This window comes from Bacillus cereus ATCC 14579 (genome assembly GCF_000007825.1).
Classification (GTDB): Bacteria; Bacillota; Bacilli; order Bacillales; family Bacillaceae_G; genus Bacillus_A; species Bacillus_A cereus.
Map to the genome: position 1 here is coordinate 2,021,756 of NC_004722.1, position 12,036 is coordinate 2,033,791.

Below are 12,036 nucleotides of genomic sequence, written 5' to 3' on the forward strand. Positions count from 1 at the left end.
CGATGGCAATACAAACACATATCAATGTGACAGTAGATTTTAGTAAATGGAATGGAAATACATATGATTTGCGTATTCCGAATCATCAATCTATTAAATATTTATTGAAAAACTTATTAGATACGCTAAAGATTGATAATCATGAAGGTTCGCATTTTGTGATTAAAGTGAAAAATAAGTCAATTGTTTTAACAGATAATGATCGTTTAATTGATCACCAAATAACAGATGGAGATATTTTGCAAGTTTTATAAAGAATATTTTTTACTTTTAGTTATTTGAAAATAAGTTATTACGGGTTATAAAGAAAAGGAGAAGAGGATAAACATGACGGAAAAAATAATTCAAATTGATGCAATGAACTATCAATTTCAAATAGAAAAAGAAAATTGGAAATTGGAGATGACCAAATCTCAAACACGTATAAAAGACTTCCGTCAATTCGATATAATTACGGGCGAATCATCTGAATTTGTACCATTAACAATAGAAGAAACGGATGATATGTTTACGTTTCTATATCAAGTAGATAAAAAATTATATAAGTGGGGCGATCTTAGCCGTTTTGGAAGAAATGAGAAATTAAGACTACTTCGGAATGTTGCGCAGTTTCGTAAATATTTAAATAAACGAATCACGTTCTTTTTACATCCAGACAATATAGTTTTTAATGCTAATTTAATACCAAGTATTATACATAGAGGAATTCGAGATATTGTTCCGCCAACCCCATTATTAGAAGAGCAATTTTTAACACAATATAAGTGTCTAATTATTGCTTTATTCTCCCAAAAACATAACTTTGATGATTTGTATGCTGGGTTACTAAAAGATGCAAAAGAAACAACATTTGAACAGACCGTTGCTCAAATGGAAAGCTTAGATGCATTACTGCAGTTTCTTGATGACAGCTTTGAGAAGGAACAAACAAAAACAGAAAAAAATATGCAGTTAGTACCTAAAAAAAGCTATAAATCATTTAAATACTTAGCTTTTTCCTTCATAGCGGCGACAGTTATTTTAGCTGCTCCTTTAATATATTTCACTTTTATAAAATTTCCTTATCAAAATAAATTGTTAGAAGCAAATGCAAGTTTCATAGCAACTGATTATGACAAAGTCATTACGCAATTGAATGAGGAGGAGTTTGAATCATTACCGATTGCATCTAAATATGAGTTAGCATTTGCATACATTACAGCTGAAAAACTAGGTGAAGCTCAAAAGAAATCGATTATGAAAAACATTAGTTTGAAAAGTGATGAAAAGTATTTGCTGTATTGGATGTATAACGGAAAAGGTAATTTTGATAAATCATTAGATTTAGCTAAGACACTTGACGATCCTCAGCTTATTATGTACGGCCTTGTTAAACAAATTGAATCACTGAAAAATAATCCAGATTTATCAGGGGAAGAACGTGATCAAAAGTTAAAAACATATGAGCAACAATTAGATGAATATAAAAAGAAATATGGCAATTCATCAAGCGATAAAAATTTGTCGGACACAGAGAAAAAAGAGTAAGCACTTGATGAGACAGTTGAAAAGGAGCAGTGAACACGGATGGAGCAACTATTAGTATTGACTTATGGAGACAAAATATATAAGTGCACATTACATCCAAATGAGCAATCAATAGTGTCGATTGGAAAAGAGTGGACAAATGATATTACGAATCCAAGTTTAGAACAAGAAGTAGAGTTAAAGTGGAATAATGAAGTAAATGCTTGGATGGTACAGGATCAATTAATAGAATTTAATAAGGAAATTGAGATTGGGAAAACAAGAGATGTGAGCTTGAAAATCTTTATATCTATTGTTGGCACAACTAGAGTGTTTGATATCGGAACGAAACATTCTCTTACAGTGAGTCAAAACGATTACGATGATATTTCTATTACCGGGACTAGTGTAGATTTAATGCTATCTCGCGAAACGTTGTACGATTCTTTTAAAGTGAACGTGTATGGCGGGGATGTATTTCATAATTATACGAAGTTAAAAGATAGCGTTATGTTGGAATCAGGAGACGTATTATATTTTGATGGTATTTTATTGGAGATTGGTAGTGAAGACATTCAAGTACTTTCTTCAGAAGATAAAGTGAAATCTGAGTTACCTATTTTAGTAGAATCAGAAACAAATTATCAAAGTGGTTATCCAGACTATCATCGTTCACCACGTATTATTTACCGTGAACCAGAAGAGAAAATGACAATTGCAAAGCCTTCAAGTATGCCATCAAAACCAACGGAGCATTTAGCAAGAATCATTGCACCTTCACTTGTCATGATTGTCGTAACTGTATTACTTGCTATTTTCATGAAATATGGAATGTTTATTATCGCATCGATTGCGATGACATTAGTAACAATCATTGTTTCTGTCACATCGTATATTAAAAATTTGAAGCAATATAAAGTCGACATTGTTGAACGAGATAAAAGCTATAGAGAGTATATAAAACAAAAAACGAAAGATTTACATGCAGAAAGTGAAAAACAGCGTCACGCATTACATTATCACAATCCAAATGTAGAAGTAATACGTAATATGGCAGTTCAAGTAAATCCTCGAATTTATGAAAAAACAATGTTACATCATGATTTCTTAACATTTAGCGTTGGAACAGGACAAGCTAATACGAGTTTTGAAATTCAATTTAATGAAGAAGAATTTAGTCAAACGAAAGATGAATTAATTGATATAGCACGTGAACTAAGACAGCGTTATCTATCATTGGAAGATGTACCAGTTGTAACAGATTTAATGAATGGACCAGTCGGTTATATTGGTCAACGCTCTTTAGTGTTAGAGCAATTACAATTATTAGTTGCACAAACGGCTTTATTCCATAGTTATTATGACTTGCAGTTTATTACTATTTTTCCGGAAGAAGAAAAAGAAAAATGGGATTGGATGCGCTGGTTACCTCATGGAAGTGTTCGCGATATAAATGTACGTGGATTTGTATACCATGATCGTAGCCGTGATCAAGTGTTAAATAGTTTGTATCAAATATTGAAAGAACGAAAATTAAAACTAGATGAAAAAAGTTCTACTAATGAAAAAATGTACTTTGCACCGCACTATGTCGTTCTCATTACAGATGAAAAACTAATATTAGACCATGTTGTTATGGAATTCTTTAATGATGATCCGAGTCAATTAGGTGTATCACTTGTATTTGTACAAGATGTTATGCAAAGTTTACCGGAGCATGTGAAAACGGTAATAGACATAAGAGATGCAAAACAAGGGAACATCATCTTAGAACAAGGAGAACTTGTTAACCGTCAATTTAAACTAAATCATGTGCCAAAAGGATTCAATTTAGAAGATATTTCGCGGGCATTAGCACCATTAAATCATTTGCAAAACTTAAAAAATAGTATTCCAGAAAGCGTAACATTTTTAGAAATGTACGGCGTTGAAAAAGTAAAAGAACTGAATATCACAAGTCGCTGGGAGAAAAATGCAGCGCATAAATCTTTAGCTGTACCACTTGGATTACGTGGGAAAGAAGATATCGTAAACTTAAACTTACACGAAAAAGCACACGGACCACATGGGTTAATAGCAGGTACAACCGGTTCAGGTAAATCGGAAATTATACAATCGTACATTTTATCTCTAGCAGTCAATTTCCACCCGTACGAAGTAGCCTTTTTACTAATTGACTATAAAGGCGGCGGAATGGCGAATTTATTCAAAAACTTACCGCATTTATTAGGAACAATTACGAACTTAGATGGAGCGCAAAGTATGAGAGCGCTCGCATCAATTAAAGCTGAATTGCAAAAAAGACAACGCTTATTTGGGCAAAATGATGTAAACCATATTAATCAGTATCAAAAACTGTATAAAGAAGGCTTAGTAAGTGAACCGATGCCGCATCTATTTTTAATTAGTGATGAATTCGCGGAACTGAAGTCAGAACAACCAGAATTTATGAAAGAGTTAGTTTCAACAGCGCGTATCGGCCGTTCACTCGGGATTCATTTAATATTAGCTACGCAAAAACCAAGTGGTGTTGTAGATGATCAAATTTGGAGTAACTCAAAATTCAAACTAGCACTAAAAGTTCAAAATACGTCAGATAGTAATGAAATCTTAAAAACACCGGATGCTGCTGAAATTACATTACCAGGACGTGCTTACTTACAAGTTGGGAATAATGAAATTTATGAACTATTCCAATCAGCTTGGAGCGGAGCAGACTATGTAGAAAATAAAGAGGATAAAGAACATTTAGATGCAACAATCTATGCAATAAATGATCTAGGACAATATGAAATATTAAGTGAAGACTTAAGTGGACTTGGTAGCAGTAAAGAAGTAATAAGCGTACCATCTGAACTGGATGCTGTTATTGACTACATTCACGATTACGCAGAAATAAATGAAATTGAAGCGTTAGCTAGACCGTGGTTACCACCACTTCCAGAAAGCGTATATTTACAAGACTTACACGCTATTCAGTTCAAAGAAGCATGGACGAAAGAAAAGAAACCATTACAAGCAACAATTGGTCTACTAGATCAGCCTGAATTACAATCACAAACACCATTAACACTAGATATTAGTAAAGACGGACACGTAGCGGTCTTCTCAAGTCCAGGCTACGGAAAATCAACATTCTTACAATCAGTCATTATGGATGTAGCTCGTCAGCATAGTCCGGAGCATTTGCATGTGTATTTAGTGGACCTTGGAACAAATGGTCTTCTACCTTTGAAAGGATTACCTCATGTAGCGGATACGATTACGATTGATGAATCTGAAAAATGTTTAAAGTTTGTTGAAAGATTAACTCAAGAAATGAAAAATCGTAAACGATTATTAAGTGAATATGACGTTGCAAATATTGAAATGTATGAAAAGGCAAGCGGGAAAGAAATACCACATATTATTATTGCAATCGACAATTATGATGCAGTAAAAGAAGCGAAGTTCTATGAAAGCTTTGAAATGCTAATTATGCAAATTGTCCGAGATGGTGCAAGTTTAGGAATTCATACCTTAATTAGTGCAGGGCGACAAAATGCACTTAGAATTCAATTGTACAATAATATTAAAATCCAAACTTGCCTATATATGATTGATCAAAGTGAAGTAGCTAGTATTGTAGGGAGATCTGATATAAAAGTGGAAGAAACAGCAGGAAGAGCGTTAATAAAACTAGAATCTCCTACATTATTCCAGGTTGCACTACCTACGAAAGCAGAAGATGAATTACAGCAAATTCAATTATTACAACAAGAAGCAAATGATATGGATCGAGAATGGGATGGAGAACGTCCGAAGGCAATTCCAATGATGCCAGAAGTGATTGATATTGCTACTTATCGTAAAAATAAAGACGTTACAAAAGCTCTACAAGCAGCAAGAATTCCAATGGGGCTTGATTTTGCAAACGTAGAAGTTGTAGCTCATGATATTGCAGTGAATGATCATTTAATGATTTATAGTGTAGATGATAGTATGAGAAAACAAATTGTATCTAGCATCCTATCTCAATTGAATAAAGATTATTTTGAAAGTGTGACGTTGGTGGATACAGCAGAGTATAGTTTCGTTCAATATAAAGACGATGTGACGCACTACATTGTAGACGAAAATGAAATCAATATGCATGCGAAGTATTGGATGGAAGTAATTCGTGAACGAGCTTTTGAATTAGCACAAGCAAGACAAGAAGGTAGAGAAATTCCTGCATTCACAAAACAACTCATTATCATGACAAATGTTGAAGAGTTTAGTAAATTTGTTTATTTAGAAATGGAGGATGCAGCGACTTTAATTGATTTATCTCGTACAGTAGGTATTTACTTTGTATTAGCAGGTCACCACGACTACATGGACCGAAATCGTGAAGCTCTACCTATGAAAATGAGAAGTAAACTAACAGCAGCAATTATCGCAATGCCATTAAATGATCAAAGTATCTTCAATATAAAATATATAAGCAACGAAGCACCATTAGGTAAAGATGAAGTGTATTACTATCAAAAAGGGAACATAATGAAACTAAAAATGCCTAGAGTAACTAACGAGGTGACAGTATGAAATTAAAGAAGAAAGCTAAGGTGATGATAGTCGTGTCAATAATGGCAAGTTTATTAAGTGGATGTGGTTTTGGGGAAAAGCAAATAGATTATAAGCCATTTGTCAAAGCTTTGGATGAAGGTGACATGAGAAAGGTTATGTCTGCGAGTGATGATGGGTATGCGTATGTGAAACAAAGAGGTATATATAGTACATATGAACAAAAGGAAGATGGAGAGCATAGAAAAACAATCTATCAAACTTCGGAAGGGATATATAATACGAAAGATAAAAGTTTATATGGAAGTACAACACAAGCGGTTACTTCAGCAGTAGACAGCAAAGATAATAAAAAAGAAGGTGTTTATCGTACCAATATTATGTATAAAAATGGACAGGTGAAAAGTCCGGATTCAAATCTGGATGTTTCATACGTAAACTTAATTGTTGATCGTTTAAAAGGAATAGGGAAACTAAAGATGAAGCCCGGAGATGATATAAAAAAGTTTGATCAACCTAGTACAGTTGGATATAAACTAAATGAATCAGAGTTTCAGAGTATTGTTAATGATAAGTTGAAAATACAATATGATGAATATGATGGTGGATCGATTGTACTGCATATAGATTCTAAAGATGGTTCAGAGCAGATATTGGAGGTAAGTATTGTAATAAATTATAAGAAGCGAAATGATGAAGGTAAGTTAGTAGAATATATATCACAAATACACACATATTTTGATAGTCAAAAAGGCAATAATCAAGATGCAAAAAAAAAATATATAGATTACAGAGCACAGGATAAAAATAATAAGTAATTAGGAGTGAGTAATATGAGTAAGGATGTGGAGCAAGATAAAGAAATAATAGAGGATATAGAGGTAAGAGAGATAAATTCTGATTGGGGGAAATTGGAGCTAGCTGGAAAGGATATTTATGACTTTAAAGCTGGTAAAGAACCGTATAACCAACTAAGTCAAAAAAATAAAAAGACATTACAGGATAAATTTAACGCAGATTTTATAGATGATAAAGTTGATGAAAATACAGGATTTGCTGCATACGCTTTTAAAGATAGGTCTACAGGAGAAATTGTAATAACATATGTAGGAACGGAAGATGCAACGGATGCAATAACAGATGGTGAAATTGGGGGACATAATATAACAGGTGCAAATAAAATAATGTTAGGTAATTTGGAACACGATTTTACAGTTAGACAGTATGATCAAGGAGAAGAATTTTATTTGAAGGTTAAACATGATAACCCTTCTGCCAAAATTAGTGTAACAGGGCATTCATTAGGTGGTGGTATAGCTAATACTGTATCGTTAAGACACCAAGAAGATAATATTGAAACATTAACATTAAATCCAGCGCCTGTATTAAACCGAGATGTTGATAAATTTGGTAATGGGTTTGATATGAAAAATGTTCGGAATATCATTAATCAGAATGATCCACTACATATTGGGATAAAGGCAGCAGACTTCACACTTCCGGGAAGAATGTATAAAATTCCGAATCAAGCTGGTCACTCATATGCTTTTACAGTGAAGGATTATGATGAGAATGGACATCTAATATGGATTGATAAACTAGCAAGTGATAACGATACGGGGTGGGATATTATCCCAGGATTTATGGAGTTTTCTCAATCTGCTGGGGCTATATACACAGGAACTATACATGATGTATTTCATAGAAAAGTTTCTATAGAAGAAGAAAAGGTAGCTGGAACTGCAATTAATTTGATACTAAATGCAACGCCAATTTCTAGTATTATAGGTGGAATATTAGGTTACTCGGACATTGTACAAGGCAGCAAGGAGCTTGAAAAGCTAAGAGAAAAAGTTCAAGAAGGTTTTTCAAGATTAAATACAAAGTATGAAGGACTAAAGTCTCAAATTACAGCAGAAGCAATCCAATTTAGTATAATGGCTACAGTTGAAATAAAAGGAGCGGTAGATATCGCTGTAGAATGGATTGAAACAACTTTAGCGAAATGTAAGGAAAAAGTTTTAGAAGTATTAGAGTCTGTATTTAATACTGCTATAAATTTTTTATCTGGAAGTGTTGTAGTATATTTAGCTACAAGTGAAATTTTAGATATTGCAAAAGAAGTTGCAGCTTCTTACGTGCAAGATTTACTAGATTTGTTTAAAGGAGATTTTGTAGTTGATACAAATGTAGCTGCAATTGTATCTGAACATATATTAAGTCATCATCACTCATTGTTAAATCTCTTTATGAATGATAACAGTAGGGGGATAAACCGTTCTTTATTAGGTGAAATTGCTAAAGATGTGAAGGAGTTATCGAAAGATTTAAAACAATTAAACGACGATGTTTCAGAAGCAGTATTTTCTATGTTTGCAAAAGACGAAGAATTAGGAGCAGTTTCATATTATTAAAACTCCAAGTTTATAAATTTAAAAGAGAGGGGTATGAAGGTGGATTTACATACGATAATGTCAAGAGTTCATAGTACATTTCCAGCTAGTGGTGGACGAGAACAAATTATAAACGTTGTAGTGCAATTGGAAAAAGCAGCTGCATCTTTAACGGGAGATATTAGAAGGTTAGAGAGTAGTATTGATAGCACATTACAAGGAAAAACACGTGAGGCATTTATTGATCGTATCCGTCAATTAGAGAAAAAAAGACAAAAAATAGAAGAGAAAATTAGCGTACTAAAAGGGACAGTGAATTAATATGAAAGACTATATGGATAAAGTATTACCTTTAGGCAGTGTTGTAAGATTGGGTCTTAAAGAAGAGGAAGATGCGGAGTATGTAATTACTACGAGAGGTTTATTACTTGATGAAAACACATTCTATGATTATGGCGGAGTGTTGCATCCAGTGGGTTTAACCGAAGAGACGTATAAATTATTTAACCACACGGATATTGCAGAGGTTAAATTTGAAGGGTATCGAAATAAAATTGAAGGTCAATTCGCAGCTAAGTTTAAAATGTGGCGGAATGAGTTTGTTGAAAAAGTAATTGAAAAAAATAAAAAGCAACAACAAGCACAAGAGTTAGAAATAAAGGGAAAAAAATAAATTTAAAAGGAAATAAGCTTTCCTCTTCCAAAATGGAAAGAGGAAAGCTTATTTTGATTGAATAAGGGTGTCAGTATGAAGTTAAAGAAGAAAGCTAAGATGATGATAGTACTGTCAATAGTAGCAAGTTTATTAAGTGGATGTGGTTTTGGAGAGACAAAGATAGAGTATGAGAGATTAGTAGAGGCATTGGATGAAGGGGACATGAAGACAGTTATGTCTGCGAGTGATGATGGGTATGCGTATGTGAAAGAAGAGGTTAGGGATAGCACTTTTATTGAGGATAATAATAAGCAAATAGGAGTAGTTTATCAAACAACGCAAGGTATTTATAGTATTAAAGATAATATTCTTTTTGGTGAGGCACAAAAGAAAGTCAATACTCCAGTTGAGGATGAAAAACATAGTGACAACCCACAATATAAAGAAGAAGTTGTATTCAAGTCAGATATAAGATACGAAAATGGACAGCTAGAAGCTTCAAATCGAGGGGGAGATATGTCTAATATAAAATTAATGCTCAATAGAGTGCAAGGAATAAAAGAATTGAAACCAAATGTGAATAAAAAAAGCTTCAGCCAACCAGCTACGATAAGCTATAATTTATCAGAAACTCAATTTAAAGAGCTATTTAATGGGAATTTAGGATTAGAGTATGAGAAGTTTAGTTATGCAACACTACTAATTGAATTTAATTCTGCTAAGGATACAAAGGAAAATCCGATGGAAATAACAGAGATAACAATTTCGATAGGCTATAAACAAAGAAATGAAGAAAATAATATGATTAGGCATGATCAAGAAATAACAACATATTTACATAATAAAGAAGAAAATAATCGGAAATCAAAAAAAGATTACTTACAATATGAAAAGAAATTTAAAGAAAGCCATTAATATATAAGGGGGAGAATATGGTGAACGAGGAAGATTATAAATTAAGTAGTGATGTAGGAAAATTAAGATTATCGGCAAGAGATATTTATGATTATAATGGACAAGAAAAAAATATAATAATTCTGATCCAATAATAAATAAACAGAAGTTACAAGACAACTTTAATGCTAATCTTATAGTTTCTGATGATATTCATTCAGTGACTGGATTTGGGGCATATGCTTTAGAGGAAAGAAACACGCATGAAATTTTCATTGTATACGTTGGAAACCAACCGAGCCAAATAGGCTATTTAGCAACCGATGGAGCAATTTGGCTGCATAATTTAACTAATTCACCTATATTGGGATCATTAGCGGAATTTCAGTATAGTCAAGCAGAAAAATTTTATGAAAAAGTCAAGGCGAGTAATAAAGGAAAGAAGATAACTTTACTAGGGCACTCTTTAGGTGGCGGAGCAGCGAATACAGTTGCATTAAGACATCAAGAAGATAATATAAACGTATTAGCTTTAAATCCTGCGCCTGTTTTAAATAAGGATGTGGTTAAGTACATATACGGGACCAATATGAAGAATTGCCGCAGTCTTATAAATGAATATGGTCCTTTGGATGGCGCCATTAAAGCCACAGATTTTGTAATACCTGGACAGGTTTATAAAATGGAAAATGGGGATATTTCGGTATTTTTATAGTTAGGAAAAAGTTATTCTAAAAGGAGTAAGTTGGGTGAATCATAGACGTAAGAAAAAGAAACCGAAACAAATAAGAAAAGAAGCTGTTCAGATAAAACCGATAGTAGAAGAAAAACCACTAAAGAAGAGTAGCAATAAGTTGGTCGATATTTTCCTAGGTATTCTTCTTTTTCCAATTCTTATATGGGCTGTCTTGGAAGGTTGTGCAACACAATTAAGCAAAGGGAAGACTTTCCTTATTATCGTTTTCTTTCTCTTAATTGCAATAGGGTTATCTATGATAGGAAACAAATAAGGGGGAGTGCAGATGTTTAAGAAGAAGGAGAAAAAAAACATTTACGTTAGATTGGTAAACACACAAGGGGAAATCATTCGAGAGTTTAATTGTACAGAAAAAGACTTGCGAAAAGTAAAAGAAAATGGTACTGAAATTCGTTTGGTTGGAGATAACTCATATGAGATGGTAGCAACCGATGAACAACTAGAAAAACTAGCAAGAGCTGAAGCAGAAATCGAAGCGGAAATTAAGGCATGGGAAGATGCTTTAAATGAGAGTTTGGATGAACGCGAAGAAAGAGAAGCGAGACAGAAGGAATTGAAAGAAAAGAATAAATGGAGTACAAAGAAGAAAGTAATCGTATTTGGACTGATATTCTTTGTATTTATTGGATTACCTATTATCGAAGGGTATCAAAATAGTAAATTAGTTGAAGAAGGTACATCATTACATGCAGAAATTGTAGGTAGGCATGTAGAGAAGGAATTCATGTTTACACACCCCACATTAGTAGTTGAGGTAGATGGTAAAAAGCATAATGTATGGGTAAGTGAAGAGACATATAAGGGAGCAGAGTGGTTAGGTAGACTAAAAGTCATCAAAACAAAAGATGGTAAAGTTGAGAAAGACCCTAGATATGAGGGTGAAGACTTAATTACGAGTTATTAAGCAGTAGGTTTTTAATATTCGCTTCTCTCAAATTAAATAACATTATTATTTGCAAAAATCGAATCCATTAAAATAAAAACAAATTTAAAATAACTGTAATAACCTCCTAGCATATTGTTGATGGGAGGTTATCACCTTTCTGAAGATAAAATTAAAGAGCTTTATTATCTCGATACAATTGTGATGACAGTAATGTTTTTACTAAGTGAGTGCAGTTTCGGGGGAAACAAAAATAGAGTATGAGGGATATGCTTAAGTGAAAGAGAGAAGAATATTTAGAGCTTTTGAGGAGAAAGAAGGCTATTTGAACTATCAAAAGCATTCTGATTATGTACGGTAATTAATGTAGAGGTAATATTATCTGAATATAGTTACGCAAAGA

The 12,036-nt window shown here is 33.1% G+C and carries 9 protein-coding genes and 3 pseudogenes; all 12 read left to right on the forward strand.

All coding sequences use genetic code 11. The features are described 5' to 3' along the window. The first annotated feature begins 2 nt into the window (after positions 1-2). Positions 3-254 (forward strand): EsaB/YukD family protein, encoded by a 252-nt coding sequence (locus BC_RS10410; protein WP_001007571.1) that lies wholly within the window; start codon positions 3-5, stop codon positions 252-254. 73 nt (positions 255-327) lie between these two features. Further along, positions 328-1,527: a type VII secretion protein EssB gene (essB, locus tag BC_RS10415; RefSeq protein WP_000136613.1), complete on the forward strand. Its 1,200-nt coding sequence runs from the start codon at positions 328-330 to the stop codon at positions 1,525-1,527. A gap of 39 nt (positions 1,528-1,566) precedes the next feature. Beyond that, positions 1,567-1,848 (forward strand): annotated as a pseudogene (locus BC_RS28430) (FtsK/SpoIIIE N-terminal domain-containing protein); the annotation flags it as partial. Further along, positions 1,843-6,072 (forward strand): annotated as a pseudogene (gene essC, locus BC_RS10420) (type VII secretion protein EssC); the annotation flags it as partial. The pseudogenes BC_RS28430 and essC, both read left to right, overlap by 6 nt. Continuing rightward, on the forward strand, positions 6,069-6,869 hold the full coding sequence (locus tag BC_RS10425; protein WP_000768467.1) for a DUF3952 domain-containing protein: 801 nt from the start codon (positions 6,069-6,071) through the stop codon (positions 6,867-6,869). The pseudogene essC and the gene BC_RS10425, both read left to right, overlap by 4 nt. 15 nt (positions 6,870-6,884) lie before the next feature. Then, positions 6,885-8,465, forward strand: coding sequence for a lipase family protein (locus BC_RS10430; RefSeq protein ID WP_000031236.1), 1,581 nt, complete (start codon positions 6,885-6,887; stop codon positions 8,463-8,465). Positions 8,466-8,504: 39 nt separating this feature from the next. Further along, complete coding sequence (locus tag BC_RS10435) at positions 8,505-8,765, forward strand: hypothetical protein (protein WP_000363098.1); 261 nt, start codon at positions 8,505-8,507, stop codon at positions 8,763-8,765. Between the two features lies 1 nt (position 8,766). Continuing rightward, positions 8,767-9,117: a DUF4176 domain-containing protein gene (locus BC_RS10440; protein WP_000656382.1), complete on the forward strand. Its 351-nt coding sequence runs from the start codon at positions 8,767-8,769 to the stop codon at positions 9,115-9,117. 75 nt (positions 9,118-9,192) lie between these two features. Further along, a complete protein-coding gene (locus BC_RS10445; protein WP_000768463.1) occupies positions 9,193-10,014 on the forward strand; it encodes a DUF3952 domain-containing protein in 822 nt (273 codons plus the stop codon). A 17-nt stretch (positions 10,015-10,031) separates the two neighbouring features. Then, positions 10,032-10,705, forward strand: a pseudogene (locus BC_RS10450) (lipase family protein); the annotation flags it as partial. Between the two features lie 37 nt (positions 10,706-10,742). Next, entirely contained in the window at positions 10,743-11,003 is a 261-nt protein-coding gene (locus BC_RS10455; protein ID WP_001016544.1) for a hypothetical protein, read from the forward strand. 12 nt (positions 11,004-11,015) lie between these two features. Beyond that, entirely contained in the window at positions 11,016-11,654 is a 639-nt protein-coding gene (locus BC_RS10460) for a hypothetical protein (RefSeq protein ID WP_000473567.1), read from the forward strand. The last annotated feature ends 382 nt before the right edge of the window (positions 11,655-12,036 follow it).